25 protein-coding genes are annotated in these 26,927 nt (G+C 73.4%); 13 read left to right on the forward strand and 12 right to left on the reverse strand.

What is annotated here, in order from left to right; translation table 11 throughout:
* Positions 1-58: 58 nt before the first annotated feature.
* Positions 59-517 carry a cyclic nucleotide-binding domain-containing protein gene (locus NX794_RS33890; protein ID WP_258783524.1) on the forward strand — a complete coding sequence of 153 codons (459 nt, stop codon included), beginning with the start codon at positions 59-61 and terminating at the stop codon, positions 515-517.
* Between the two features lie 2 nt (positions 518-519).
* Here NX794_RS33890 and NX794_RS33895 read toward each other — a convergent pair whose 3' ends face one another.
* The gene (locus NX794_RS33895) at positions 520-1,854 is read right to left on the reverse strand and encodes an MFS transporter (RefSeq protein ID WP_428986014.1); all 1,335 of its coding nucleotides are present in this window, start codon (positions 1,852-1,854) and stop codon (positions 520-522) included.
* Positions 1,855-1,947: 93 nt separating this feature from the next.
* Positions 1,948-2,562, reverse strand: coding sequence for a LysE/ArgO family amino acid transporter (locus NX794_RS33900; RefSeq protein ID WP_258783526.1), 615 nt, complete (start codon positions 2,560-2,562; stop codon positions 1,948-1,950).
* 67 nt (positions 2,563-2,629) lie between these two features.
* On the opposite strand from NX794_RS33900, the gene NX794_RS33905 reads away from it, so the two are divergent.
* Positions 2,630-3,517, forward strand: a complete 888-nt coding sequence (locus NX794_RS33905; protein WP_258783527.1) for a LysR family transcriptional regulator ArgP — start codon at positions 2,630-2,632, stop codon at positions 3,515-3,517.
* A gap of 212 nt (positions 3,518-3,729) precedes the next feature.
* Positions 3,730-3,981, forward strand: coding sequence for a WhiB family transcriptional regulator (locus NX794_RS33910; protein ID WP_258783528.1), 252 nt, complete (start codon positions 3,730-3,732; stop codon positions 3,979-3,981).
* A gap of 74 nt (positions 3,982-4,055) precedes the next feature.
* On the opposite strand, the gene NX794_RS33915 is transcribed toward NX794_RS33910, so the two are convergent.
* From NX794_RS33915 to NX794_RS33935, 5 genes are all read right to left on the reverse strand, one after another.
* On the reverse strand, positions 4,056-5,990 hold the full coding sequence (locus NX794_RS33915) for a HAMP domain-containing sensor histidine kinase (RefSeq protein WP_428986013.1): 1,935 nt from the start codon (positions 5,988-5,990) through the stop codon (positions 4,056-4,058).
* Positions 5,987-6,691 (reverse strand): response regulator transcription factor, encoded by a 705-nt coding sequence (locus NX794_RS33920; RefSeq protein WP_258783530.1) that lies wholly within the window; start codon positions 6,689-6,691, stop codon positions 5,987-5,989. Before NX794_RS33920 ends, NX794_RS33915 begins: the two co-directional genes overlap by 4 nt.
* An 11-nt stretch (positions 6,692-6,702) precedes the next feature.
* Positions 6,703-7,446: a L,D-transpeptidase family protein gene (locus tag NX794_RS33925; protein WP_258783531.1), complete on the reverse strand. Its 744-nt coding sequence runs from the start codon at positions 7,444-7,446 to the stop codon at positions 6,703-6,705.
* Positions 7,447-7,510: 64 nt separating this feature from the next.
* Positions 7,511-8,938, reverse strand: a complete 1,428-nt coding sequence (locus NX794_RS33930) for a M1 family metallopeptidase (protein ID WP_258783532.1) — start codon at positions 8,936-8,938, stop codon at positions 7,511-7,513.
* Positions 8,939-9,108: 170 nt separating this feature from the next.
* Positions 9,109-9,759: a helix-turn-helix domain-containing protein gene (locus tag NX794_RS33935; RefSeq protein WP_258783533.1), complete on the reverse strand. Its 651-nt coding sequence runs from the start codon at positions 9,757-9,759 to the stop codon at positions 9,109-9,111.
* 134 nt (positions 9,760-9,893) lie between these two features.
* Here NX794_RS33935 and NX794_RS33940 point away from each other — a divergent pair, with 134 nt between their 5' ends.
* Positions 9,894-10,883 carry an alpha/beta hydrolase gene (locus tag NX794_RS33940; RefSeq protein WP_258783534.1) on the forward strand — a complete coding sequence of 330 codons (990 nt, stop codon included), beginning with the start codon at positions 9,894-9,896 and terminating at the stop codon, positions 10,881-10,883.
* Between the two features lie 281 nt (positions 10,884-11,164).
* On the opposite strand, the gene NX794_RS33945 is transcribed toward NX794_RS33940, so the two are convergent.
* Together NX794_RS33945 and NX794_RS33950 are read right to left on the reverse strand one after the other, a co-directional pair.
* The gene (locus NX794_RS33945) at positions 11,165-12,838 is read right to left on the reverse strand and encodes an FAD-binding dehydrogenase (protein ID WP_258783535.1); all 1,674 of its coding nucleotides are present in this window, start codon (positions 12,836-12,838) and stop codon (positions 11,165-11,167) included.
* A gap of 17 nt (positions 12,839-12,855) precedes the next feature.
* Positions 12,856-13,491, reverse strand: a complete 636-nt coding sequence (locus NX794_RS33950) for a TetR/AcrR family transcriptional regulator (RefSeq protein WP_258783536.1) — start codon at positions 13,489-13,491, stop codon at positions 12,856-12,858.
* Positions 13,492-13,630: 139 nt separating this feature from the next.
* Between NX794_RS33950 and NX794_RS33955 the strand changes: the two genes are divergently transcribed.
* The 3 genes from NX794_RS33955 (at position 13,631) to NX794_RS33965 (ending at position 16,400) form a co-directional block, all read left to right on the forward strand.
* The gene (locus NX794_RS33955; RefSeq protein WP_258783537.1) at positions 13,631-14,269 is read left to right on the forward strand and encodes an alpha-ketoglutarate-dependent dioxygenase AlkB; all 639 of its coding nucleotides are present in this window, start codon (positions 13,631-13,633) and stop codon (positions 14,267-14,269) included.
* A gap of 102 nt (positions 14,270-14,371) precedes the next feature.
* Positions 14,372-15,118: an MBL fold metallo-hydrolase gene (locus NX794_RS33960; protein ID WP_258783538.1), complete on the forward strand. Its 747-nt coding sequence runs from the start codon at positions 14,372-14,374 to the stop codon at positions 15,116-15,118.
* 31 nt (positions 15,119-15,149) lie between these two features.
* Positions 15,150-16,400: a DUF4032 domain-containing protein gene (locus NX794_RS33965; protein ID WP_258783539.1), complete on the forward strand. Its 1,251-nt coding sequence runs from the start codon at positions 15,150-15,152 to the stop codon at positions 16,398-16,400.
* A 1-nt stretch (position 16,401) separates the two neighbouring features.
* On the opposite strand, the gene NX794_RS33970 is transcribed toward NX794_RS33965, so the two are convergent.
* On the reverse strand, positions 16,402-17,268 hold the full coding sequence (locus NX794_RS33970) for a universal stress protein (protein WP_258783540.1): 867 nt from the start codon (positions 17,266-17,268) through the stop codon (positions 16,402-16,404).
* A 172-nt stretch (positions 17,269-17,440) separates the two neighbouring features.
* On the opposite strand from NX794_RS33970, the gene NX794_RS33975 reads away from it, so the two are divergent.
* From NX794_RS33975 to NX794_RS33990, 4 genes are all read left to right on the forward strand, one after another.
* Positions 17,441-17,797 (forward strand): VOC family protein, encoded by a 357-nt coding sequence (locus NX794_RS33975; RefSeq protein WP_258783541.1) that lies wholly within the window; start codon positions 17,441-17,443, stop codon positions 17,795-17,797.
* Between the two features lie 120 nt (positions 17,798-17,917).
* Positions 17,918-19,594, forward strand: coding sequence for an NAD(P)/FAD-dependent oxidoreductase (locus NX794_RS33980; protein ID WP_258783542.1), 1,677 nt, complete (start codon positions 17,918-17,920; stop codon positions 19,592-19,594).
* Positions 19,591-21,051: an ATP-binding protein gene (locus NX794_RS33985; protein WP_258783543.1), complete on the forward strand. Its 1,461-nt coding sequence runs from the start codon at positions 19,591-19,593 to the stop codon at positions 21,049-21,051. Before NX794_RS33980 ends, NX794_RS33985 begins: the two co-directional genes overlap by 4 nt.
* Positions 21,048-21,398: a UBP-type zinc finger domain-containing protein gene (locus tag NX794_RS33990; RefSeq protein WP_258783544.1), complete on the forward strand. Its 351-nt coding sequence runs from the start codon at positions 21,048-21,050 to the stop codon at positions 21,396-21,398. The genes NX794_RS33985 and NX794_RS33990 overlap by 4 nt, the downstream gene beginning before the upstream one ends.
* A 22-nt stretch (positions 21,399-21,420) precedes the next feature.
* Here NX794_RS33990 and NX794_RS33995 read toward each other — a convergent pair whose 3' ends face one another.
* Together NX794_RS33995 and NX794_RS34000 are read right to left on the reverse strand one after the other, a co-directional pair.
* Positions 21,421-22,641 carry an SGNH/GDSL hydrolase family protein gene (locus tag NX794_RS33995; RefSeq protein WP_258783548.1) on the reverse strand — a complete coding sequence of 407 codons (1,221 nt, stop codon included), beginning with the start codon at positions 22,639-22,641 and terminating at the stop codon, positions 21,421-21,423.
* 194 nt (positions 22,642-22,835) lie between these two features.
* Positions 22,836-24,608: a M4 family metallopeptidase gene (locus NX794_RS34000; protein ID WP_258783545.1), complete on the reverse strand. Its 1,773-nt coding sequence runs from the start codon at positions 24,606-24,608 to the stop codon at positions 22,836-22,838.
* Positions 24,609-24,915: 307 nt separating this feature from the next.
* Between NX794_RS34000 and NX794_RS34005 the strand changes: the two genes are divergently transcribed.
* Both NX794_RS34005 and NX794_RS34010 read left to right on the forward strand, forming a co-directional pair.
* Positions 24,916-26,103 (forward strand): serine hydrolase domain-containing protein, encoded by a 1,188-nt coding sequence (locus NX794_RS34005; protein ID WP_258783546.1) that lies wholly within the window; start codon positions 24,916-24,918, stop codon positions 26,101-26,103.
* A 39-nt stretch (positions 26,104-26,142) separates the two neighbouring features.
* The gene (locus NX794_RS34010; RefSeq protein WP_258783547.1) at positions 26,143-26,820 is read left to right on the forward strand and encodes an AIM24 family protein; all 678 of its coding nucleotides are present in this window, start codon (positions 26,143-26,145) and stop codon (positions 26,818-26,820) included.
* Positions 26,821-26,927: the final 107 nt, after the last annotated feature.

The raw sequence follows: 26,927 nt of genomic DNA on the forward strand, positions 1-26,927 counted from the left end.
CGGCTGAAATGGACGTGAGCACCGCACCAGGACCGCAGCCGGCGAGGAGCCCCGCGCCATGACCAAAGCGATCAAACTGCTCACCGCGCTGCCCCAGGCCCAGCGCGAGCGCCTGATGGAACTGGCCAGGGAGGTGTCCTTCCCGGAGGACACCCGCATCTTCGAGCCGGGCGGTACGGCCGACCGGTTCTGGGTGATCCGCTCGGGCGCGGTCCACCTGGACCAGCAGGTCACCTCCCGGCAGCGGGTCAGTGTGGCCACGCTCGGCGCGGGCGACCTGCTCGGCTGGTCCTGGCTGTTCCCGCCGTACCGGTGGGACTTCGGCGCGGTCGCCTTCAGCAACGTGCGGGCCTACGAGTTCGACGGGCCCTCGGTGCTCGCGGTGTGTGTGGAGGATCCGCTGCTGGGCCTGTCGCTGGTGCGGACGGTCGCCGAGATCCTCGCCCACCGGCTGGAGACGACCCGCGGCAAGCTGATGGACCAGTACGCGATCCGGCGCCGCACCGGGCTGCTCTGACCTCAGATCCGGTAGCGGCGCAGCGCCGGGACCGCGAGGGTCAGGACCAGCATCACCAGGACCACCAGGGCGCCGCCCCCGGCCACCGCGGCGCGCGGCCCGAACACCGAGCCGGCGGTGCCGTGCAGCACGTCGGCCAGGCGCGGGCCGCCCGCGACGACGACCGTGAACACGCCCTGCATCCGGCCGCGCATCTCGTCGGTCGCGGCCGACAGCAGGATCGCGCCCCGGAACACCATCGAGACCATGTCGGCGACACCGGCGACGGCGAGGAAGGCCAGCGCCACCCAGAGGTTGCCGCTCAGCCCGAACCCGGCGATGGCCGCGCCCCAGCCGACCACCGACCCGATGACCATCCAGCCGTGCCGGCGGGCCCGGGAGAAGACACCGGAGCACAGCCCGCCGAGCACCGCGCCGACCGGGATGCCGGCGAACAGCAGGCCGAGCGCGAGCCCCTCGCCCCAGGAGCCGTACGTCTCGGCGGCCAGCTGCGGGAAGAGCGCGCGCGGCATGCCGAAGACCATGGCGACGATGTCGGCCAGGAAGGAGAGCAGCAGCACCTTGCGCAGCAGCAGATAGCGGAACCCCTCCCCGATCTCGCGCAGGCCGGCCCGGCGGGCGCTGTCCCCGAGGGGCGGCAGCGCGGGCAGCCGGTAGACGGCCCACACGGTGACGCACAGGGCCACGGCGTCGAGGAGGTACAGCTCCGGCAGGCCGACGACCGGGATCAGCGCGCCGGCCAGCAGCGGGCCGACCACCAGACCGGTCTGCGCCACCGTGGAGCCGAGCGCGTTGGCCGCGGCCAGCTGTTCGGCGGGCACCAGCCGGGCTATGGAGGCGGTGCGGGCCGGGGCGTTGAGCCCGAAGAAGGCCTGTTGCAGCGCGAGCAGCACCATCAGCAGCAGCACCGAGCCGACGCCCGCGAACGCCTGCGCCCAGAACAGCACCGAGGTGACCGCGATGCCGATGTTGGTAACCAGCAGCAGCTTGCGGCGGTCCACGGCGTCGGCGACCGCGCCGCCCCACAGCGCGAACGCGACCATGGGCACCAGGCCGGCGAGGCTCGCGTAGCCGACCCAGGCCGAGGAGTGCGTGATGTCGTAGATCTGCTTCGGTACGGCGACGGCGGTGAGCTGGCTGCCGACGGTGGTGACGATGGTCGACGACCACAGGCGCCGGTAGGCGGGGACCGCGAGGGGGCGGGTGTCCATCGCCCAGCGGCGCCAGCCGCGCCGGGACGGGGCCCCGGCCGACGGCGCGGTGAGCGCGGTGTCGGCGCCGCCGGTCCTCCTGGTGTCGCCGGTCTGGCTGGTCTCGCTGGTCTCGCTGGTGTCCACGGGTGTCCTGGATGTCATGGTTGCCTGTTACAGCTTTTCGCTTCGCGAAGTTAACTATCTCAGGTGGGACCCGTGCGCGGCGAGCAGTCCGTCTCAGGATCCGGCCAGCAGAGTGGCCCCGAGCGCCAGCATGGTGAGCGCGACCAGACCGTCCAGGACGCGCCAGGCGCCGGGCCGGGCCAGATACCGGGCGAGCAGCCGGGCGCCGAAGCCCAGCGCGGTGAACCAGCACAGGCTGGCGAGGACGGCGCCGAGGCCGAAGGTCCAGCGCAGCGCCCCGTGGCCGGCGGCGAGGGAGCCGAGCAGGAGCACGGTGTCCAGGTAGACGTGCGGGTTGAGCCAGGTCATGGCCAGACAGGTGAGCACCGCCCGGCGCCGCGAGCCGCCCGCCGGGTCGGCCGCGCGCAGTCCGGTGCCGGGCCTGAGGACCCGGCGGGCGGCCAGGACGCCGTAGCCGAGCAGGAAGAGACCGCCGACGACGCCGACCGCCCGGACCACGCCCGGCCAGGCCACCACGACGGCGCCCACCCCGCCGACCCCGAGCGCGATCAGCACCGCGTCGGACAGGGCGCAGATGCCGACCACCGCGAGGACGGCGTCCCGCCGTATCCCCTGCCGCAGCACGAAGGCGTTCTGGGCGCCGATGGCGACGATCAGGGACAGACCGGAGGCGAATCCGGCGAGGGCGGCGGTCAGTGCTTGGTTCATGCGCTCGACGCTAGGCAGCAGGCCTCGCGCAAGTACAGCTAAAGATTCTTACGTATCCTTAGCACTTGTGATGGCAGATCTTCCGGTGGAGCAGGTGCGCACGCTGCTCGCCGTCGTGGACGAGGGCACCTTCGACGCGGCGGCGGCGGCCCTGCACGTGACGCCGTCGGCGGTCAGCCAGCGGATCAAGGCCCTCGAACAGCGCACCGGCCGGGTGCTGTTGCAGCGCACGAAGCCGGTACGGCCCACCGAGTCCGGCGCGGTACTGGTGCGGTTCGCCCGGCAGTTGGCCCGGCTGGAGCGGGACGCGTGGGGCGAGCTGGGGCTGAGCGGTGCCGGGCAGCCGCAGCGGGTGTCGGTCGCGGTGAACGCCGACTCGCTGGCGACCTGGTTCCTGCCGGCCCTGAGCCGGGCGCCGGGCCTCTGCTTCGAACTGCACCGGGAGGACGAGGACCACACCGCCGCCCTGCTGCGCGAGGGGCTGGTGATGGCGGCCGTCACCACCGCGGCCGAGCCGGTGCCGGGCTGCACGGTCCGGCCGCTCGGCCGGCTGCGCTATCTGCCGGTCGCCGCACCGGAGTTCGTCCGCGTCCACCTGCAGGGGGCCCCGCTGCCGGAGGCGCTGTCCCGGTCCCCCGTCATCGTCTTCGACCGCAAGGACGACTTCCAGGACGGCTTCGTCCGGCGCCTCGGCGGCGGCTCCGCCGGCCCGCTGCGGCACCAGGTGCCCACCTCGGAGGGGTTCGTGGAAGCGGTCGCCGCCGGGCTCGGCTGGGGCCTGGTCCCGGAGAGCCAGGCCGCCGCGCTGCTCGGCACGGGCCGGCTGGCCCTGCTCGCCCCCGGGCGGTGGGTGGACGCCATGCTCCACTGGCAGCAGTGGCGGCTCGACTCCCCCGGGCTCGCGGCCCTGGCCGACGCGGTGTCGGCGACGGCGGCCGAGGCGCTGCGCCGCTGACGCCGGCCCTCTTTTCATCCGGTCCCTGAACCACCTACGTGGGGGCTGGAGTTGAGCCGCGGTCGTGACCGGATCGGGTCCGCTCGGCCGATCAAGTGCCCATCACCCCGTTTCACAACGCCACGACCGGTGACCCGAATACCTGAACCCGACAGGAGACGGACGACCGCGACCCGGAACCGGGAGATGCGATGCGAACCCAGGAGACTTCCATGGACAACTGGCGCGAACACGCCGCGTGCCGTCACGAGGACCCCGACCTCTTCTTCCCCATCGGCAGCACCGGGCCCGCCCAGGTGCAGGCGGAGCAGGCCAAGGCGGTCTGCGCGGGCTGCCCGGTCCGGGAGCAGTGCCTCGACTGGGCGCTGGACACCGGGCAGAGCATCGGCGTCTGGGGCGGTACGACCGAGCTGGAGCGCCGTGCGCTGCGCCGCCGCGCCCGCTCCCGGCCGCGTTCCGGCTGAACGGGCTTCCGTCGGCGGCGCGTTGGGACGCGCCCCGGCCCCAGGGCTGGTCCGGCCTCAAGGCTGGTCCGGCTTCAGGGCTGGTCCGGCTCGCCCCCGGGCGGCCGGCCGGCGGGCAGCCGCAGCGTGAAGACCGCGCCCCGGCCCGGCTCGCTCGCGGCCTCGGCCGTGCCGCCGTGCGCGGCGAGCATGTGGCGCACGATCGGCAGGCCGAGGCCGCTGCCGCCGGTACGCCGGCTGCGGGACTTCTCGGCGCGCCAGAACCGGTCGAAGACGTACGGCAGGTCCTCGGGCGCGATACCGGGACCGGTGTCGGTGACGGTGAGGACCACCCGGTCGCCGGCCCGCCGGGCGGCGAGTGCCACCGTGCCGCCGGCCGGGGTGTGCCGCAGCGCGTTGGAGACCAGGTTGCCGAGGGCCTGCCGCATCCGCACCGGGTCCGCGTCCAGCCAGGCGGCGGGCTCGGCCTCGACGGTGACGGCGACCCCGGCCGCGTCGGCGGCGACCCGGTGGGCCGCGGTGACCTGGTCCAGCAGGTCGGCGGCGCGCAGCGGTTCGGGACGCAGGCGCAGGGTGTCGGCGTCGGCGGCGGCCAGGTCCTGGAGGTCGTCGATGATCCGCTGGAGGACCAGGGCCTCCTCGTGCAGGGAGTCCAGCAGCGCGGGGTCGGGCTCGACGACGCCGTCGCGGACCACTTCCAGCCAGCCGCGGATGTTCGTCAGGGGACTGCGCAGTTCGTGGGCGATGTCGCTCACCATCGCCTTGCGCTGGGCCTCCAGGCGTTCGCGGCGCTCGGCCAGGTCGTTGAAGGCCTCCGCGAGGATGCCGGTCTCGTCGCGGGTGGTCACCGGGACCCGGACGTGCAGTTCGGGCGGGGCACCCGCGGCCTCCGTGAGCGCGCGCAGCGGCCGGACCAGGCGGACGGCGACGACGGCGGTCACGGCGACGGTGACGGCGAGCACCAGGCCGGCCGCGCCGACGACCTTGGCCTTGTTGGCCGGTGACATGTGGAACCGGGTGGGGTTCTGGTCGCCGATGCCGAGGAACAGTTCCGTCGTGGGAGCCACGTAAGGCTCCAGTTGGGCGCGGCGGGCGGTCAGGACGCAGCGCCGGGCCGCCTTCGTGGCCTCGCCCTTCTTCGCCGCGGCGTACTTGGCGATCAGGTAGCCACCGCCGAAGGGGTCCTTGCCGCTGGGGTCGTAGGTGAGGAACAGCGGGCCGCCGAGGTCCAGACCCGCCCGCTTCAGACAGGGCCTGGCCAGGTCGGAGAGGGCGTCCAGGGCGCGCCGTTCGGTCGCGGTGGGGGTGTTGAGCTGGCCGTCCTCGCAGGCGGTGGCGCCGTAGCCGGCGGGGTCGCCGCCGTCCGCCGTGGTGACCACCGGGCGTCCGCTCGCGGTCCGGACGACCTTCGTCCGCAGGCCGTAGCGGTCGTAGCAGGCCTTGCGCCGGGCGGCCAGCGTGTCGAGCCCGGCCCGTTCCTTCCCGGGCAGCCGGTAGGGGCCCACCACGCGCGGGTCGATGCCGCTGAGCTGGGCGCCGGTCTCGCTGTAGGTGTCGGTGCGCAGCGGGTCGACAGAGGCGGCGGGCCGGGGCGGCAACGGGGTGCCGCGCGGCGCGGAGTCGGCGACCAGGGACCGGTCGGCCGTGGTGAGCGCGATCCGGCGGCCGGTGCGCGCGGCCAGGTCCCGGACGGTACGGCGGACGTCCGTCCAGTCGGCGTGGGTGGCCGCGTACCCGCTGAGCCGGGCGAGGATGCTGTTGTCGGCGGCCAGATCCTGCCCCTGCTCCTCCTTCAGGGCCCTGGTGGTGGTGGTCACCGCGAGCCAGGCGGTGGCGGCGACCGAGCACACCGCGATCAGCGCGGACACGAACAGCAGCCGCGTGAGGAGACGCTTGCGCAGCGGTATCCGACGCCGAGGCGCGCGACCGGGGTCGCCGTGCGTCCCGGTCTCTGCCCCGCACGCGCGCGCCGCGCCGGTCCCCCGACTCCCGTACCGCTCCCGGCTCATGGGCGGGTGCCGTCGAGTTTGTAGCCGACGCCGAAGACGGTCAGCAGGCGGGTCGGCCGGCGGGGGTCGGACTCTGTCTTGCGGCGGAGGTTCATGATGTGGACGTCGATGGCGCGTTCGGTGGAGGAGCGGTCGAACCCGCGGGTGCAGTGGAGCAGTTGCCGCCGGGTGAACACGCGGTCGGGTTCCCCGGCCATCGCCAGCAGGATCTGGAACTCGGCCGGGGTGCACTCCACCACCACCCCCTCGCAGCGCACCTCGTGCCGTACCGGATCGACGCTGATCCCGGCGGCCCGTACGACCGGGTCCCCGCCCCGGCCGTCCACCCCCCGTCCGCTGCGCCGCAGGACGGTGCGGATGCGGGCCATCAGCTCGCGGGGGCTGTACGGCTTGGTCAGATAGTCGTCGGCGCCCAGTTCGAGGCCGAGCAGGACGTCGTCCTCGCCGGATCGCGCGGTGAGCATCACCACCGGGATCTCCGGGTCCGCGCCGCCCCGCAGCACTCGGCACACGCCGAAGCCGTCGACCACCGGCAGCATCAGGTCCAGCACGACGAGGTCGGGCCGCAGCCGACGGGCCGCGTCCAGGGCGGCGCCCCCGTCGTGGACCACCGTGGCGGTGTGTCCCTCGGCCAGCAGCGAGCGCCGGATCAGCTCGGCCTGCTTCTCGTCGTCCTCGGCGACCAGTACATGTGCGCACACGAGTGCGAATCCTAGGCCGCCCGCTCGGCGAGCCAGTCGGCGTACCCCATGACGACCACGGGGTGCCGGTCCGGGTCGAGGGTGTGCAGCAACTCCTTCATGTGGGCCTTGGCGACGCTGACGCAGGCGTGGGTGGGTCCGCCGTGGTCGACGTGCAGCCACACCCCTCCGCCCCGGCCGGGGCCGAGGGGCCGGGTCCAGTCCAGCGGCGAGGTGCCCGGCTTGCGGTTGTAGTCGATGGCGATGACGTAGTCGAAGGAGCCTTCCAGGGGTTCGCCCTTGAAGCCGGTGCCGGGCGAGTGGAAGCCGCGCGACCGGTGGTACGGAAGCCTGCTGCCGGGGTCAGGGAGGAGTCCCCCGGCGTCGGAGAGGGTGTAGACGCCGAGCGGGGAGCGCAGGTCGTCGAGGAGGTGGTGGCCGCTCCAGCCGTGCAGGGCGTTGTGCGCGGGCCAGGCCGGGCCTGCCTGCCAGCCGTCGGAGGTGCGCTGGTGCAGGACGACCGTGCACAGCGGGGAGTCGGGGCCCCGCCCGGTGACGACGACGGCCTGCCCGCAGCGCTCGGATATCGCCGCCGAGCGCCGGGGGCCGAGGCCGGGTATGCCACGCGGTGTCCGAGGTGCCTGCTGGGCCGCGACCCGGGGGGCGGCGGCGCCACGGGGCCCCGGTGCCCGGCGCCCGGTCTCCCCGGCTCCGCCGCAGCCGGCGAGCAGCAGCGGGGAGGCGAGGAGGGCGACGGCGGTTCTGCGTTCGATCATGGATCGACCTTGGCCGAGAGTTGTGTGGAATCGGTCAGGGCCGTCGCACGGAACCGGACGGTGTTCAGGCGCGGCCCGGCTTGCCCTGGGTGTACAGCCAGGTGTGGAACAGCCCGTCGAGCTGCTTCCCCGACGTCCGCTCGGCAAGCCTCTCGAACTGGGCCGTGGTGCCGTGGCCGCCGCGGTGTGCCGACGCCCAGGCGCGCAGGATGCGGAAGAAGTCCTTGTCGCCGACGGCCTCGCGCAGTTCGTGCAGGGCCATGGCGCCACGGGCGTAGACGGGCGTGCCGAAGATGTTCTCGCCGCTGCCCGGGTCGGCGGGCGGGTAAGCCCACAGGCCGTCGCCGGCGGGCCGGGCGTAGAGCCGGTCGAAGGACTTCTGGGCGCTGTCGCCGCCGTGCTGCTCGCTGTAGAGCCACTCGGCGTAGGTGGCGAAGCCCTCGTTGAGCCAGATGTCCTTCCAGGAGGTCAGCGAGACGGAGTCGCCGAACCACTGGTGGGCGCTCTCGTGCACGAGGGTGCTGGTGTCGGGCGCGGAGTCGTAGACGGGCCGGGTCTGCGTCTCCAGGGCGTAGCCGACACCCGGGGCGTGGTCCACGATGGCGCCGGCGGCGCGGAACGGATAGGGGCCGAACAGCTTGCTCTCCCAGGCGAGGACCGAGGGCAGCTTCTTCAGCACCGGGGCGGCGGCCGTGGCCTCGCGGGCGTCGACGGCGTTGTAGACCTGGATGCCGCCGGCGGTGGTGTACCGCTCGACCTTGAACTTCCCGACGGTGGCGGTGGCCAGGTAGGCGGCCATGGGCTGGGTCTCGCGCCAGTGGAAGGTGGTACGGCCGCCGGTGGTGCGCTGTCCGAGCAGCACGCCGTTGGCGACGGCGGTACGGCCCTTCGGCACGGTGATCGTGAAGTCGTACGCCGACTTGTCCTTGGGGTGGTTGTTCGCCGGGAACCACGTCATGGCGCCCTGCGGCTCGCCCGCGACGAAGGCGCCGTCGTCGGTGGGGATCCAGCCGTCCGCCGAGCCGTCCGGGTCGGTGACCGGCTTCGGGGTGCCGTGGTAGGCGACGGTGACGCGGAAGTCCTGGCCGGCGCGCAGGGCGTGGCGCGGGGTGACGACGAGTTCCTGGCCGCCGCGCTTGAAGGTGGCGGGGGTGCGGTCCACGGTGACCGAGGTGACCTTCAGGCCTTTGAGGTCGAGGTCGAAGCGGGTGAGCTTCTGGGTGGCACGGGCGGTGAGGACGGCCTTGCCGTCGAGGTGGCGGGTGCCGGTGTCGTAGCGGAGGGTCAGGCCGTAGTGGCCGACGTGGTAGCCGCCGTTGCCGGCGAGCGGGAAGTAGGGGTCGCCGGCGCCGGCGCCTCCGGTGGTGCCGGCCGCTGCGGGCCCGGCGGCGGCGAGGAGTGCGGCGACGGCGACGGGCACGGTGGCGAGGACCGCCTCGCGGCGCAGGACGGCGGTACGGCGTCGGGCGGGCTGTCTGCTGGGCGACGTCACGGGCGCGCTCCTCAAGGGGGGTGGCTGATGATCGACTGGCCGTAAGACTAGGCGCGGTGTCCCGCCGATTTCCCCCTTGTCCAGGTCAAGTCGCGAGGGATCCGGGCGCGGTGGAGCGGGGCGCCTCGCTGGTGGGAGGGGTCGGGCCGGCCCGGTACGGGTTCCGGAGCCTACGGCTGTTCGTCCCGGCCGGCCTGGGCACGATCCGGCCGGCGGCTCCCGCGACCGGGGGCTGGAAGGGTGCGCGGCCGTAGGCGCTCACCCTGCGGTCCGAACATGATCAGGTACTCGACCGGGCCGTCGGGGCTGGTGTTCGCCATCCCGTGCGGGGTGCGGGTGTCGAACTCGGCGACCTCCCCGGCGGTCAGGACGAGGTCGTGGTCGCCGAGCGCGAGCCACAGCCGCCCGTACAGGACGCACAGCCACTCGTAGCCGTCGTGGGAGACCGTACGGGGCCGCGCGGGCGGGTCGCCGAGGGCGGGCAGGACATGCTTGTGGGCGTGCAGGCCGCCGACGTACCGGGTCAACGGCAGCACCGCCTTGTCGTCGCCGAAGCTCAGCGGCGCCGTGGCGCGCGGCTCGGCGGCGGGAGCGGCTGCCAGCCCGGCCAGTTCGTCCAGGGAGACGCCGTACTCCTTCGACAACCGCAGCAGCACCTCCAGGGTGGGCCTGCGCCGGCCGGTCTCGATCCGGGACAGCGTGCTGATCGGGATGCCGGTCGCGTGACCGACACCGACGAGCGTCCTGCCGTGGCGCTCACGCGCGGCCCGCAACCGAGGCCCCATCGAGGCCGTTGTGCCGTCCGCGTCGTCGACCGCCACGATGCCGCTCCTTCTCCTGGACAGTGCCCTGTCCTGCGAGTTTGCCAGCATGGCAAAGCTGATCGCGTCGGCCGGGGGCCGCGTCGCATGATCGACGGGTGACCGCGTCCGCCGCGAACCGAGGAGAAGCCCCCATGCGAGCCCAGCCGACCGCCGCACTCCGCCATCACACCGTCGCGGCCCCGGCCGGGCGCCTGCACCTGGTCGAGCAGGGCACCGGTCCGCTGGTCCTGCTCGTGCACGGCTTTCCCGAGTCCTGGTACTCCTGGCGCCGCCAGCTCCCCGCCCTCGCCACGGCCGGCTACCGGGCGGCGGCGATCGACGTGCGCGGCTACGGCCGCTCCTCCAAGCCGGAGGCGACCGACGCCTACCGGATGCTGGACCTGGTGGCGGACAACGTCGCCGTCGTACGCGCCCTCGGCGAGGAGAACGCGGTGGTCGTCGGCCACGACTGGGGCTCCAGCATCGCCGCCGCCTCCGCCCTGCTGCACCCCGAGGTCTTCCGCGCCGTCGGCCTGCTGAGCGTCCCCTACGCGCCGCCCGGCGGCCCCCGCCCCACCGACGTCTTCGGCCGGATCGGCGGCCCCGAGCAGGAGTTCCACGTCTCCTACTTCCAGGAGCCCGGCCGCGCCGAGGCGGAGATCGAGCCCGACGTCCGGGGCTGGCTCGCGGGCTTCTACGCGGCCCTGTCCGCCGACACCATGCCCGCCCAGGGCGAGCCGGACCCGCACTTCGTCGCCCGCGGCGGCGGCCGGCTGCGGGACCGTTTCCCCACGGGGGTCCTCCCCGCCTGGCTGAGCGAGGACGACCTCGACGTCTACGCCGGGGAGTTCGAGCGCACGGGGATCACCGGCGCGCTCAACCGCTACCGCAGCATGGACCGGGACTGGGAAGACCTCGCACCGCACCGCGGAGCCCCGATCAGGCAGCCGTCCCTGTTCATCGGCGGCACCCTGGACGCCTCCACCACCTGGATGTCCGACGCCATCGACGCCTACCCCGCCACCCTCCCCGGCCTGTCGGCCTCCCACCTCCTGGACGGCTGCGGCCACTGGGTCCAGCAGGAGCGCCCCGACGAGGTCAACCGCCTGCTGACCGACTGGCTCGCCGGCCTCCGGGGCTGATGGGCCGGGTAGGCGTTCTCAGGCTGTCGGCACGCTTTCGGAATCCGCGCGTACTTCCCTCACGTGCGGCCGGATCCGCGAACCGCCCGGTCCGGCCGACGGCTGGTTCCGTGGCGTTCCTTCACGTGCCGTCGTCCGCATGGCCGCCGCCTCAGGGCGGCCCGTCAGCCCGGGACGCAGGCCGTGAAGTCGTCCGCCGCGCACGGAAGTCCCCCGCCCCGGCGCGGCTCCCCTCACTCCCCGCCCGCGGCGTCAAGGCGGCGCCCCGCGCCCACGCCCCGTCAGCCGGCGTCCCGCGCCGCCGCCCGGCCCGCCGCCCGGCCCGAGAAGAGGCAGCCGCCGAGGAAGGTGCCCTCCAGGGCGTTGTAGCCGTGGACGCCGCCGCCGCCGAAGCCGGCCACCTCGCCGGCCGCGTACAGGCCCTCGATGGGCGAGCCGTCGGTGCCGAGGGCGCGGGAGTCGAGGTCGGTCTGGATGCCGCCGAGGGTCTTGCGGGTGAGCACGCGCAGCCGTACGCCGATCAGCGGGCCCGCAGCGGGGTCGAGGAGGCGGTGCGGGGCGGCCACCCGGCCCAGCCGGTCGCCGATGTAGCGGCGGGCGTTGCGGATGCCCTGGACCTGGGCGTCCTTGCTGTAGGGGTTGGCGATCTGGAGGTCGCGGGCCTCGATCTGGCGGCGCACCTCGGCCGCGTCGAGCAGCGGCTTGTCGGTGAGGGCGTTCATCTTGCCGACCAGTTGCTCCAGCGTGCCGGCGGTGACGAAGTCCGCGCCGTTGTCGAGGAAGGCCCGCACCGGTCCGGGCGCCCCCTTGCCGAGCAGCCGGTCGCGCAGCACCGCCTTGCGGTCCTTGGCGGTGATGTCCGGGTTCTGCTCGGAGCCGGAGAGCGCGAACTCCTTCTCGATGATCTTCCGGGTGAGGATGAACCACGAGTGGTCGTACCCGGCGATGTCCTCGGTGGTGCGCAGGTACTCCAGGGTGCTGAGGGTGTCGTAGCCCGGCAGGCAGGGGTCGGGGAGCCGGCGGCCGAGCGCGTCGAGCCAGACGGAGGACGGGCCGGGCAGGATGCGGATGCCGTGGCCGGGCCAGACCGGGTCCCAGTTCTGCAGACCCTCGGTGTAGTGCCACATGCGGTCCCGGTTGACGAGCCGGACGCTGGCCTCGGCGCTGATGTCCAGCATCCGGCCGTCGACGTAGGCCGGGACGCCGGTGACCATGTCGGCGGGGGGCGTGCCGAGGCGCTCGGGCCAGTAGCGGCGGACGATGTCGTGGTTGGCGCCGATGCCGCCGGTGGTGACGATCACGGCCTGGGCGGTGAGGGCGAAGTCGCCGACGCGGTCGCGGCCGGAGGCGACGCCGCGGGGCGAGTCGTCGGGGGCGAGGACGGTGCCGCGTACGCCGCGGGCGGTGCCGTCCTCGACCACCAGCTCGTCCACGCGGTGGCGGTGGTGGAAGGTGAGCAGTCCGTCCCGGGCGGCCTGCCGGGCGTAGCCGACGAAGGGTTCGACCACGCCGGTGCCGGTGCCCCAGGCGATGTGGAAGCGGGGGACGGAGTTGCCGTGGCCGTCCGCCCGGAGGTCGCCGCGCTCGGCCCAGCCGACGGTGGGCAGCAGTTCGATGCCGTGGCCCTGGAGCCAGGACCGCTTCTCGCCGGCCGCGAACGCGACGTAGGCGCGGGCCCAGCGCACCGCCCAGGAGTCCTCGTCGGCCGGCCGGTCGAACCGCGCGCTGCCCCGCCAGTCGTTCCAGGCCAGGTCGAAGGAGTCCTTGATGCCGAGGCGACGCTGCTCCGGGGAGTCGACCAGGAAGAGCCCGCCGAAGGACCAGAACGCCTGGCCGCCGAGGTTGGCGGCGTTCTCCTGGTCGACCAGGGCGACCCGGCGGCCCCGGCTGGTGAGTTCGTGCGCCGCGACCAGACCGGCGAGGCCCGCTCCGACGACGATGACGTCCGCGTCCATGGCGTGGGGTTCCTTCCTCAGTGCGTGGTGGTGTGTCGGGGGGCGCCGCCGCCGTCCGTGAGCAGCGCGGTGAGGAGTCGCTTCAGCCAGGCCCGGGCCGCCTCGACGTCCCGGTCCAGCAGGAGTTGGGTGGTCACGCCGTCGTAGGCGGCGACGACGGCGTGCGCGGCGCCGTCCACGTCGCCGAGTACGGCGGGCAGCTCGGTGTGGCCCCGGGCCCGGGAGAGGCGGTCGGCGATCGCCTCCCGGAGCCGGGCGCGGTGGTCGAGCAGGGCACGGGCCACGGCCGGGTCGCGGGTGGCGTGCACCAGGAAGTCGGTCTTGACGAGCAGCCAGTCGACGTCGAGCAGCAGCACCTCGGTGACCCGGTCCACGGAGGCCGGCACGTCCAGGTCGGGCCCGTCGTGGGCGAGGGCGTCGGCCACCTGGGCGGCGATGAGGTCGGCGCGCTCGCCGTAGAGCGCGAAGAACAGTTCGTCCAGGGTGGCGAAGTTCGAGTAGAAGGCGCCCCGGCTGTACCCGGCCGCCTCGCAGACCTCCTCGATGGAGACCCGCCCGAAGCCCTTGGCGGCGAACACCTCGAACGCGGCGTCGAGCAGCCGGGCCCGGGTCCGGCCCCGGCGCCGGGTGACGCGCTTGACGGTGTCGTCCATGGGCGCCGCTCCTCTCCCGACCTGTTCGATACAGGAACGTATCCGATACACCCATGTATCGAAAGCCCCCGGCTTCACCCATCGGACCCCCTGTCGATCACATGGGAACAGATTTTCGATTACGGAGTACGCTGGACGCATGGCCACGCACCTCCCGGGCCTCCAGGGCTCCCTGTTCGACCAGGCCGACGAGACGCGGCTCGGCCCCCTCGACGGGCTGCGCCGCACCGAGCTGGGTTCCGGCGCCTGGATCGACGCACTGCCGGGCTGGCTGAGCGGTGCCGACGCCTTGTTCGAACGGCTCGCGGCGGAGGTCCCGTGGCGGGCCGAGCAGCGGAAGATGTACGACCACGTGGTGGCCGTACCCCGGCTGCTCGCCTTCTACCAGGCGGCCGACCCGCTGCCGCACCCGGTGCTGGACGAGGCGCGGACGGCTCTGTCCCGGCACTACGCCGAGGAGCTGGGCGAGCCGTTCACGACGGCCGGGCTCTGCCTCTACCGGGACGGCCGGGACAGCGTGGCCTGGCACGGGGACCGGATCGGGCGCGGCGCCCGCGAGGACACGATGGTCGCGATCCTCTCCGTCGGCGCGCCCCGCGACCTGCTGCTGCGTCCGGTCGGCGGGGGCGGCGCCACGGTGCGCCGGCCGCTGGGCCACGGCGACCTCATCGTGATGGGTGGCTCCTGCCAGCGCACCTGGGAGCACTGCGTGCCCAAGACCGGGCGGGCGGCCGGCCCGCGCGTCAGCATCCAGTTCCGGCCGCACGCGGTGCGCTGACACCGCCGGACGGCTCGGTGCCCGCCACCCGGTCGCGCGGGGCGGCGGCCGGTCTGCTTGGCTGGTCCCGACGCTCTGTCGATCAAGGCCCCCGGGGAGATCATGACCGCCGACGTACGCCAAGTCGCCGACCACACCTATCTGGTGCACGGGCACGAGACCAACTGGGTCATCCTCAAGGACGGGGACGCCGTCACGCTGGTGGACACCGGGTATCCCGGGGACCGGCAGGGGCTGCTGGAGTCCCTCGCGGCGGTGGGCAGTTCACCGGAGGCGGTCACCGCGGTGCTGATCACCCACGCGCACAACGACCACCTCGGCTCGGCCGAGTACCTGCGCGCCGCCCACGGCACGCCGGTCTATCTGCACCCCGCCGAAGTCCCGCACGCCCGGCGGGAGTTCCTCCAGCAGGCGACCATCGGCGACGTGGTGCGCAACGCCTGGCGGCCCGGCGTGCTGCCCTGGGCGGTGCACGCGATCCGGGTGGGCGGCATCGAACAGCACCCGGTCACCGCGCCCGAGCCGTTCCCGGGCACCGGCGCGCTCGACCTGCCCGGCCGGCCCGTGCCCGTGCACACCCCCGGCCACACCGACGGCCACTGCGCCTACCACCTGCCCGGACAGGGCATCGTGATCTCCGGGGACGCCCTGGTCAGCGGGCACGCCACCTCCCGGGTCAAGGGCCCGCAGATCTTGCCCGACTTCTTCCACCACGAGCGGGCGCGGGTCGTGGCGTCCCTGGACGTGATCGCGGCGCTCGACGGCGACACCCTGCTGCCCGGACACGGGCCGGTGCACCGGGGCGCGGTCCGCGCGGCGGCCGAACAGGCCCGGGAACGGGCCTCCTAGCGAGCCCGCGCGGGGCCGTAGGGTTCCTGCCATGGCCCTGCAGATCAACGCGACCAACCCGGAGCACCCCGCGCTGCTGCTCGCCCTGCCCTGGGACGTGCCCCTGGAGGAGTGGCCCGAGGAGTACCTCGTGCCGCTCCCCCGCGGCATCTCCCGGCACGTCGTCCGCTACGCGCGCGCCGGCGAGGAGGTGATCGCCGTCAAGGAGCTGGCCGAGCGGCCCGCGCTGCGCGAGTACGGGCTGCTGCGCGACCTGGACCGGCTCGGCATCCCGGCCGTCGACCCGCTCGCCGTGGTCACCGGCCGCACCGACGGCTCCGGGCAGCCGCTGGAACCGGTGCTGGTCACCCGGCACCTGCGCGGCTCGATGCCGTACCGGTCGATGTTCGAGACGACCATGCGCCCGGCGACCATGCACCGGCTGATGGACGCGCTGGCCGTGCTGCTGGTGCGGCTGCACCTGGCCGGGTTCGCCTGGGGCGACTGCTCGCTGTCCAACACCCTGTTCCGGCGGGACGCCGGCGCCTACGCCGCCTATCTGGTCGACGCCGAGACCGGTGAGCTGCGGCCGCGGCTGAGCCCCGGGCAGCGCGCGTACGACCTCGACCTCGCCCGGGTGAACATCAGCGGCGAACTGCTGGACCTGGAGGCGTCGGGGGCGCTGCACCCGTCCGTCGACCCGGTCGAGTTCGGCCACGAGATCCGCGGCCGGTACGACGGGCTGTGGCGGGAGCTGACCCGCACCTCGGTGTACCCGGCGGGCAAGTACCACTACATCGAGCGCCGCATCCGGCGGCTGAACGACCTCGGCTTCGACGTGGCCGAGATGCAGATCGAGCACTCCCTCGACGGCGACTCGGTCACCTTCGTGCCCAAGGTCGTGGACGCCGGCCACCACCAGCGCCAACTGCTGCGCCTGACCGGCCTGGACGCCGAGGAGAACCAGGCGCGGCGGCTGCTGAACGACCTGGAGAGCTGGATGGCCACCCAGGACGACCACGCCCCGGGCGACCCCCTCGCCGCCCGCCCCGAGGTACTCGCCCACCGGTGGGTGCGGGACGTGTTCCGGCCCACCGTGCGGGCGGTGCCACCGGAACTGCGCGGCTCGATGGACCCGGCGGAGATCTACCACGAGCTGCTGGAACACCGCTGGTACCTCTCCGAGCGCGCCGAGCACGACCTCGGCCTGGACACGGCCGTCGCGGACTACATCGCGCGCGTCCTGCCCCGCGCCCGGGGCACCTTGCGGCCGACGGACCCGGAGCGGACGGACGCCGGCTAGCTCAGTCGTGCGGGACCACCGCGACCGGGCAGTCCGCGTGGTGCAGGACGCCGTGGGCGACCGAGCCGATGCGGGCGCCGACGGCCGTGCGGTGGGCGCGGCGGCCGACGACCATCAGCTGGGCCCGGCCGGAGACGGACAGCAGGACCTGGCCGGCGCTGCCCATCTCGATGTGCTCGGCGACGGGGACGTCCGGGAACCGCTCCCGCCACGGCTTGAGCGCCTCGGCGAGCGCCTGCCTCTCGTACGGCTCCAGGCCGCCCGCGTCGTCCAGCAGCTTCAGCGAGCCGGGGCTGTAGGCGAAGACCGGCGGCAGGGTCCAGGCGCGGACGGCGCGGACGGAAGCACCGCGGGCCGCCGCCGTCTCGAAGGCGAAGCGCAGGGCCGCGGCGCTGTCCTCGGGGCTGCCGTGCTGGCCGACCACGACCTCCCGCCCGGCGGCCTCCGCGGCGGCCAAGTCGCCGGCCCGGACCAGGACCACGGGCCGGTCCGCGCCCGCGATCACCTGTTGGCCGACGGAGCCCAGGAGGAACCCGACGACCGGGCCGTGCCCGCGTGAGCCCAGCACCAGCATCTCGGCCCCTGCCGCGGCCGTGGCCAGCGCGTGCGGGGCGTCACCCTCGACGACGTCGACGCCCACCTCCAGTTCCGGATGCCGCTCGGAGACGGTGCGCACGGCCTGGTCCACGCCGTCGGTGACCCAGCCGTGCTGGGTGTCCCGGTCGGCCGCGGCGAGCGCCTCGGCGTAGCGCCAGGCGTGCACCACACGGAGCGGCAGGCGCCGGCGCACGGCCTCCCGGGCCGCCCAGTCCAGCGCGGCCAGACTCTCCTCGGTACCGTCCACCCCTGCCGTGATCGGGCGTGTCATGCGCGGGCCTCCTCGTCGTCGCCACCTGCCGGCGGACACGGCACCCACTGTCGGGCGTCCGCGAGCGCCACCGTGATCATCTCGCCACGCGCCGGCGGCCGGTCGCCCGGGGTGCCGGGGTGCCCGGGAAAAACAACGAGACGCCGGGCCCTTCCATGATTACGCTGCCGCCATGACCTTGGAATGGGAACAGGTGATCGTGGACGCGGCCGACCCGGCGGCGCTGGGCCGCTGGTGGGCCGAGGCGCTCGGCTGGGCCGTGGTGGACGACAGCGCCGACGAGTTCGAGATCCGGCCCACGCCGGACCGGCTGCCGGGGCTGCTGTTCGTGCGGGTGCCCGAGGCCAAGTCGGTCAAGAACCGGCTGCACCTCGACTTCCGCCCCGTGGACCAGGCGGCCGAGGTGACCCGGCTGCTGGCGCTCGGCGCCCGGCACACCGACATCGGGCAGGGCGAGCAGTCGTGGGTGACGCTGGTAGATCCCGAGGGCAACGAGTTCTGTGTCCTCGGGCAGCGTCCCGGGGGCTGATCAAGGCCGCGACCAGGTACCGGGGCGGCGGCGGGAGCCCGCACCTACGATGAACGGTGGAGCGGCGCGGTGGTCCCGCGGCACCGGGCCGGGCGGACCGACGCTCCGGGTGGGAGACGCATGGCACAGGCCGCCGACGCAGCGCGGACCGTCATCCTGACCGTGGACGACGACCCGGGGGTCTCCCGTGCCGTCGCCCGGGACCTCAGACGGCGTTACGGCGAGTCGTACCGGATCGTGCGCGCCGAGTCGGGCGCCTCCGCGCTGGAGGCGCTGCGCGAGCTGAAGCTGCGCGGTGATCTGGTGGCGGTGATCCTGGCCGACTACCGGATGCCGCGGATGAACGGCATCGAGTTCCTCGAACAGGCCCTGGACGTGTACCCGGCGGCCCGGCGGGTGCTGCTGACGGCGTACGCGGACACCAACGCGGCGATCGACGCGATCAACGTCGTCGACCTCGACCACTACCTGCTCAAGCCCTGGGACCCGCCGGAGGAGAAGCTCTATCCGGTGCTGGACGACCTGCTGGAGGCGTGGCGGAGCAGCGGCTCCAAGCCGGTGCCGAGCACCAAGGTGGTCGGGCACCGCTGGTCGGCGCGCTCCTCGGACGTGCGTGAGTTCCTGGCCCGCAACCAGGTGCCGTACCGCTGGTACTCGGTGGAGGAGCCGGAGGGGCGGCGGCTGCTGGGGGCGGCCGGAGCGGACGGGCAGCGGCTGCCGGTGGTGATCACGCCGGACGGTGGGGTGCTGGTCGAGCCGGAGGCGCCGGAACTCGCGGCCCGGGTCGGGCTCGCCACCACGCCCACCGCCGACTTCTACGACCTGGTGGTGATCGGCGGCGGGCCGGCCGGGCTCGGCGCCGCGGTGTACGGGGCCTCCGAGGGGCTGCGGACCGTGCTGGTGGAGCGGTCGGCGACCGGCGGACAGGCCGGGCAGAGCTCCCGGATCGAGAACTACCTCGGCTTTCCCGACGGCGTCTCCGGCGCGCAGCTCACCGACCGGGCCCGGCGGCAGGCCGCCCGGTTCGGCGCCGAGATCCTCACCGCGCGCGAGGTGAGCGGTCTGGAGGTGAACGGCGCCGCCCGGGTCGTCCGCTTCACGGACGGCTCGGCGGTCGCCGCGCACAGCGTGATCCTGGCGACCGGGGTGCAGTACCGGCAGCTGGAGGCGGAGGGCTGCCTCGACCTCACCGGCTGCGGGGTGTTCTACGGCTCGGCGCTGACCGAGGCCGCCGCCTGCCAGGGGCAGGACATCCACATCGTCGGCGGCGCCAATTCGGCGGGCCAGGCGGCGATGTACCTGGCGCGGGGCGCGAAGTCCGTGACACTGCTGGTGCGCGGCCCCGACCTGTCGGCGTCGATGTCGCACTACCTGATCCAGCAGATCGAGGAGGCGCCGAACATCTCGGTGCGCCCGCACACGACCGTGGACGCGGCGCACGGCTCGGACCACCTGGAGCGGCTGACGCTGCGGCACACGGTGACCGGGGAGAGCGAACAGGTCGACGCGCAGTGGCTGTTCGTGTTCATCGGCGCCGCCCCGCTCACCGACTGGCTCGGCGAGACGGTGCTGCGCGACGGGCGGGGCTTCATCCTGGCCGGGCCCGACCTGACCGCCGACGGGCGGCCACCGGACGGCTGGGATCTCGACCGGCCGCCGTACCACCTGGAGACCAGCGTTCCCGGCGTGTTCGTGGCGGGCGACGCGCGCGCCGAGTCCGCCAAGCGCGTCGCGTCCGCCGTCGGAGAAGGAGCCATGGCCGTGATGCTCGTCCACCGGTACCTGGAGCAGTCATGAGCGGGCGGGTCATGCCGTGCGACCCGCGGGAGATCGCCGCACTGTTCCTGTTCGAGCGGCTCGCCCCCGAGCAGTTGGGGCGGCTGTGCGGCGAGGGGCGGGTGGAGCTGTTCGAGCCGGGCCCGGTCTACACCGAGGGCGACCCGGCGACCTGCTTCTTCGTGATGGTCGAGGGCACGGTGGTGCTCTCCCGCCGGGTCGGCGGCGACGACGTGGAGGTCACCCGGACCGCGCAGCCGGGCGTGTACGCGGGGGCGATGCAGGCCTACCTCGGCGACCGGGTGCGGCAGGTCTACAACAACTCGATGCGGGTCACCGAGCCGACCCGGTTCTTCGTGCTGCCCGCCGACATCTTCGCGGACGTCATGCGCGAGTGGTTCCCGATGGCCGTGCACCTGCTGGAGGGCCTGTTCTTCGGTTCGAAGAACACCCAGGCGGCGATCGGGCAGCGCGAACGGCTGCTGGCGCTGGGCTCGTTGTCGGCCGGGCTCACGCACGAGCTGAACAACCCGGCCGCGGCGGCGGTGCGGGCCACCGCGACGCTGCGGGAGCGGGTCGCGAAGATGCGGCACAAGCTGGGTGTGATCGCCGAGGGGCCGTTCTCCCGGGACGCGCTGGCGAGTCTGATCGAGATCCAGGAGCGCACGGCGGAGCGGGTCGCGAAGGCCCCGGTACTCAGTCCGCTGGAGGCCGCCGACCGGGAGGACCTGCTGACCGACTGGCTGGAGGACCACGGCATCGACCACGGCTGGCAGCTGTCGCCCACCTTCGTGCAGGCCGGGCTCGACGTGGACTGGCTGGAGCGGGTCGCCGCGACGGTGGGCGAGGAGATCCTGCCCGGCGCGGTCGGCTGGCTCAACTACACCGTCGAGACCGAGCTGTTGATGACCGAGATCGAGGACTCCACCACCCGGATCTCGCATCTCGTGGACGCGGCCAAGCAGTACGCGCAGCTGGACCGGGCGCCCTACCGGGTGGTGGACGTGCACGAACTCCTCGACAGCACCCTGCTGATGCTCTCCGGCAAGCGCGGCCCCGGCCTCAAGGTCATCAAGGAGTACGACCGTTCCGTCCCGCCGGTGCCCGGCTACCCGGCCGAGCTGAACCAGGTGTGGACGAACCTGATCGACAACGCGGTGTCGGCCATGGGCGGCGCGAGCGGCACGGGCACGCTGACCGTGCGGACCGCGCTCGACCACGAGCGGCTGCTGGTGGAGTTCCGCGACACCGGGCCGGGGATCCCGCCGGAGATCAAGGGCCGTATCTTCGACCCGTTCTTCACCACCAAACCGGTCGGCGAGGGCACGGGCCTGGGCCTGGACATCTCCTGGCGGATCGTGGTGAACAAGCATCACGGCACCCTGCGGGTGGAGTCGGTGCCCGGCGACACCCGTTTCCAGGTGCTGCTCCCGCTGACCGCCGAACCCGCGGCGGAGGAACCGGAGGCAATCGCATGAGCATGCCCGAAGGCATCGATCCGAACGCGGCCCCGACCGGGTCCGGTTGCGTGGAGTGCGAGGAGAGCGGCGGCTGGTGGTTCCACCTGCGGCGCTGCGCGCAGTGCGGGCACATCGGCTGCTGCGACGACTCCCCCGGCAAGCACGCCACCGCCCACTACCGGGAGACGGGGCATCCGGTGATGCGCAGTTTCGAGCCGGGTGAGGCCTGGTTCTGGGACTTCGCGGCCGAGGAACTGTTCACCTCCGGTCCCGAACTGGCCCCGCCCGCCGAGCATCCCGCCAACCAGCCGGTGCCGGGCCCTGCCGGGCGGGTCCCGGCCGACTGGGCGCGCACCCTGCACTGAGACGCGCACCGGCCGGTGCCGGTCAGCGACGGCAGTCCAGGCCGCCGAGGTCCACGGCGTCGGCCAGCGCCCGCATGCCCCGGTCGTCGGGGTGCAGATGGTCGCCGCCGTCGAGGAGGGGGGCGATCCGCTCGGGGTCGTGCGGGTCCCGCAGGGCACGGTCGAAGTCGGTGACGCGGTCGAAGTCCCCGCTGGTGCGCAGGTACCGGTTGACGTCCTGGCGTACCGCCTCGGCGGCCGGGTCCCATTCCGGCGCGTCCCTGAACGGGCCCACGGTGGCGGCGACCACGCAGACACCGGCCGTGTGCGCCCGCCGGGCGATGTCCCGGTAGCCGGCGATCAGGCCGGCCGCCGTGACACCGGTGTGCGCCCTGATGTCGTTGACGCCCTCGAACAGGAAGACCGTGCGCACCCCGGGCTGGGACAGCACGTCCCGCTCCAGCCGGTGCACGGCGGCCTGTCCGGCGCCGTCGGCGAGCAGCCGGTTGCTGGAGATGCCCTCGTTGGCCACGCCCCTGAGCCGTGTGCCGGCACTCGCGAGGCGCCGGGCGAGGTAGTCGGGCCAGCGCCGGTCGAGGCCGCTGGTGGACTCCCTGCCGTCGGTGAGGGAGTCGCCGAGCACGGCCACCGCGCCGGTGCCCTCGTCGTCGGGCCGTACGGAGGCGGCGTCCGCGTACCACCAGGAGCCGGTGGTCCCCGTCCAGCCGGCGCCGCTCTCCTGGGCGGTGTCCGCGCCCTGGCCGGTGTAGGAGGTCTGCCGGGCCTCCGGGTGGCCGGTGGCCGGGCCGGCGGCGTCCGGGGTGCGCAGGCTGACGGCGAGGTCGGTGCCGGCGGGCAGCCGGCCGGGCAGCGGGTCGCTCCAGGCGGCCGACCCGGCGGGCACGGTGACGGTGCGTGCCCCGCCGAAGGTCAGCCGTCGGTTGCTGCCGGGGCGTAGCCGCGCTTCCCGCTGCCGTACCCCGGCGTAGACGGCGTCCAGGGTGAGCGGCCGGTCGCCGAAGGCGTTGGTGAAGCGGACCCGGAGGCCGGTGCCGCCGACGCTGGTGCGGACGATGAGCCGGTAGTCCCGGCCGGGTGTGCCCGCACCGAGGCGGTCGGCGCTCGCCGCCCAGGTGACCACGCCGGTGACCCGCGAGGTGAGGCCGGCCGGCGCCTCGCCGGCCCGTGCGGGCCCGGTCTGACAGGCGGTGGCGGCGAGCAGGGCGGCGGCGAGGCGGCACACGCGGGCCGGACGGCCGCTCACCGGGCGGGGTCCCGGATCGTCGCGGATCCGCCGGGCCGGGGCCGGACCCTCCGGGACATGCCTTGCGTGTCCCACGCTCGACATGGTCCCGCCGATGCCACGGCCGCGCACCCCGGCGGGAGCGGAGCGGCCCGGACAGGCGGATGCCCCGCGCGGGGCGGGGCATCCGGTGCTGCGGTGTCGTGCGTCCGGTGTCAGTGACGGGCGCTCGGGGTGTTGGCCGCGGTGACGTTGACCGCGGACCAGGCCTTGTCGACCGTCTTGTACTCGGTGCTGCTCGCGCCGTACAGGTCCTTGGCCGCCTTCAGGGTCGCGGTGCGCGCCTGGTGGAAGTCGGTCGTGGAGACCATGTAGCGGGTGAGCGCGCGGTAGAAGATGGCGGTGGCCTTGGTCCGGCCGATGCCCTTGACCGCGATGTTCTGGTACGTCGGCGAGTTGTAGGCGACGCCGCCGATGGTCTTCTTGCCACTGCCCTCCGCCAGGAGGTAGTAGGCGTGCGAGGAGACACCGGAACCGGCGTGCACCTCGGTGTAGTACGTGTCCGAGGACCAGTAGTCGATGGTGCCTTCGAGCTTGTCCAGCGACGGGTGGTCGAGGCGGCGCAGGAACTTCTGGGCGAGGCCCAGCTTCTCGCCGATCAGGTAGTCCGGCGTGTCCTTGGTGTTCTTGGCGTAGAACTCGACGTTCGAGCCGAAGATGTCCGCGAGCGACTCGTTGAGCGCGCCGGGCTCGCCGTACTGGTTGCCGTCCTCGTCGACGAAGGTCGGCTGCAGGTCGGCGGTCGCCTCGACCACGCCGTGGGTCAGCTCGTGACCGGTGACGTCGAGGACGACGAGCGGCTTCTTGAACATGTCGCCGTCGCCGTCGCCGTACAGCATGCAGTTGCAGGTGGGGTCCCAGAAGGCGTTGGCGACCTTCTTGCCCCAGTGCACCATGCCCTGTGCGGGCTTGCTGTTGTTCGCGATGCCCTTGCGCTGGAAGGTGCTCTTGTAGAAGTCGAGCGTCTTCGTGATGCCGTACTGGGCGTCGGCGGCGGCGCTGGCCCGGCTGGTGGTCTTGCCGTTGCCCCACACGTTGTTCGTGTTGGTGAGCTTGCTGCCGGAGCTGAACTTCTCCGTCTGCGAACCCTTGGCGTCGCGCACCTCGGTGCCGTACCGGCTCGGGTCCTTGAGCTGGTAGTGGCCGCGCGAGGTCTGGGTGGTGGTGAGGCCGACGTTGCCCACGAAGAGGGTCTTGCCGGTGCCCTTGGCGGACGACGGGTAGGCCGCCGCGCCGGAGGCGCCCGCGCCGAGCAGGCCCGAGGCGGGCGTGCCGGTGGCCGGGTCGGCGCTCTCGCCGCGCTCCTGCAGGGTGTCGAGCAGCTTCGGGGACAGGAACTCGTCGCTGTCGGGGGTGTTGCTGCGCACCTTGCCGGTGACGGCGTCGACGACGACCGTGTGGGAGGTGCCCTGGTCGGTCACCTTCACCTGGTAGGCGAGGGCCGAGGCACCCTCGCGGGCGTCGACGACCAGTTGGACGCTGCCCGCGTCGCCCTTGGCCGCCTGGGCGGCCTTGGCGGCGGCCTGCTTCTCGGTCAGCTTGGCCGTGCCGGTGGCCGCCTTGACGGCGTGGTCCGCGGCGCGGGTCACCCCGGTGTAGGCGAGCTTGTGGTCCAGGTGGACGACGAGGTCGCCGCCGAGGACCGGCAGGCCGCCGTGGGTGCGCTCGAAGCGGACGTGCCGGGCGCCCTCGGGGTCGATCAGGACGTCCTGGGGCTGGAGTTCGTCGCCCTGGGAGACGCCGGTGGCCGAGGCGTGGGCGAAGGCCGCGGCCTGCGCCGCCTTCACGACGGCCGTGGGGCCGGTGGCCGTGGCGGATCGCTCCACCCCCGCCGTGGAGGGACCCGCGAAGGCCGTGCCGGCCAGGCCTGTGGCAGCCGTCGCCACCGCGACGGCGACCGCCACGGTGCGTATGTGCGGTCTACGCAATCTGATCAGGGTTCCTTCGTTCGAAGGCGGCCGGTGTCCCGAACCGCCTTTGCGCATGGCGCGGTTCGCGCCACGGGGGCTGGTCGGGCCCCGGGGTCCACCCTTACGGATCAGTCATGTACGCGTAAAGCCGGAATGATCGGTTTCGCGAACTTCTATGGCAATCCTTTACAAATGGACGCCAGAGAGTGATCACCAGTCGACCTCTGTGTGTCGACTGTGGAGATGTTGCCCTGACCCTCTAGGTTCCGAGGCCGGAATGTGACCGATATCGCATCAGGTCGGTGCGGGGATGGAGGGATGCCGGATGGTCTCAGCAACGGTGGGGCGGGGCGCGGTTCTCGGGGTGGTGGCGCTGTCGCTCCTCGCGGTTCCGGCGCAGGCGGCGACCAGGCGGCCGGAGCCCGCGGGGCGTGCGGCCCCGGCACTGCCGGCGCCCGACACCACGGGCCTGGCCGCGGTGTTGCGCAGGGCCGTCGACCAGGGCGCGCCCGGGGCGCTGGCCCGGATCGACGACCACGGCAGCACCTACCGGGTCACCCGGGGGGTCGCCGACCGGGGCACGGGGCGGGCCATCGCCACCGGGGACCGGTTCCGCGTCGGGAGTGTCACGAAGACGTTCTCGGCGGTGGTCCTGATGCAACTCGTCGACGAGCACAAGCTGTCGCTCGACGCGCCGGTCAACCGCTACCTGCCCGGGCTGCTGCCAGACGACCGGATCACGGTCCGCCACGTGCTCGGCCACCGCAGCGGGCTGTACGACTACAGCAACGACCTGTTCGCGAGCAGCGTCTCCGGCTTCGAGGCGGTCCGCGACAAGGTGTTCACCTACCGCCGGCTCGTCGCGCTGTCCCTGAAGAAGCCGCGCACCAACGCGCCGGGCGCCGCCTACGCGTACTCCAACACCAACTTCGTCGTCGCCGGGCTGCTCATCGAGAAGCTCACCGGGAAACCGGTCAAGGACGCCTACGAAAAGCGGGTCTTCGAGCCGCTGAAGCTGCGCGACACCTTCTATGTGCACCCGGACACCGCGATCCCCGGCCGGTACGCGCGCGGATACCTCACCCCGGACACGGCGGGCGGCAAGCTGGTCGACGCGACGGCGCAGACGGTGTCCTGGGCGCAGAGCGCGGGGGCTGTCATCTCCAGCGCCCGGGACCTGGACACCTTCTACGCGGCGCTGCTCGGCGGCAAGCTGATGTCGCCGGCCCGGCTCGCCGAGATGGAGCGCTTCCAGCGGGTCAACAGCACCACCGCCTACGGGCTCGGGCTGCGCCGCCGGGACCTGTCCTGCGGGATCTCGGTGTACGGCCACACGGGCGCGGTGCAGGGGTACTACACGTACGCCTTCGCGACCAAGGACGGCGGCCGTGCCCTGACCGCCGTGGCCAACACGTCCAACAACGGCAAGGTGCTGGACACGCTGGCGGGGACGCTGGATTCCGCGTTCTGCGGCGCGCCGCGGAAGGCGCGGGGCGTCCCGCCGCGCACCTGACCTTGGCGGAACGGGAGGCTCCGGGCCACCATGCACCACATGAAGGGTGATCTTTTCTCCAGTCAGCACGTGGTGCAGCCGGCCGTGGCGCCGGGCATGTCCGTCGAGAACGCCAAGTGCCTGCGGTACGCGGTGAACGGGGAGATGTACGCGCGGCAGGGCGCGATGATCGCCTACCGCGGCGGCCTCGCCTTCGAGCGCAAGGGACAGGGCGTGGGCGGCATGCTCAAGCGCGCCGTCACGGGCGAGGGGCTGCCGTTGATGGCCGTGCGCGGGCAGGGCGAGGCCTGGTTCGCGCACGAGGCGCAGAACTGCTTCATCGTCGAGGTGGAGCCCGGCGACCGGTTCACCGTCAACGGCCGCAACGTCCTGTGTTTCGACGCCTCGCTGTCGTACGAGATCAAGACGGTGAAGGGCTCGGGCATCGCGGGCGGCGGCCTGTTCAACAGCGTGTTCAGCGGGCACGGCGAGCTCGGACTGGTCTGCGAGGGCAATCCGCTGGTGATTCCCGTCTCGCCGCAGGCGCCGGTGTACGTCGACACCGACGCCGTGGTGGGCTGGTCCGCGCACCTGGAGACCTCGCTGCACCGCTCGCAGTCCATCGGCTCGATGCTGCGCGGCGGTTCGGGTGAGGCGGTGCAACTCATGCTCCAGGGCGAGGGGTTCGTCGTGGTGCGGCCGAGCGAGGTGACGCCGCAGAAGGCACAGCAGCACTGAACCTTCACAACTGAACCGGCGGGGCGGGGAACCCCCCCCCCCGGGCCCCCGCCTTTTTCCACAAAAGACCCAGCCCCCGCCCCGGGCGGCCGGGGGACCTTTTCCGG

It is taken from the genome of Streptomyces pyxinicus, from assembly GCF_024753135.1.
Classification (GTDB): domain Bacteria; phylum Actinomycetota; class Actinomycetes; order Streptomycetales; family Streptomycetaceae; genus Streptomyces; species Streptomyces pyxinicus.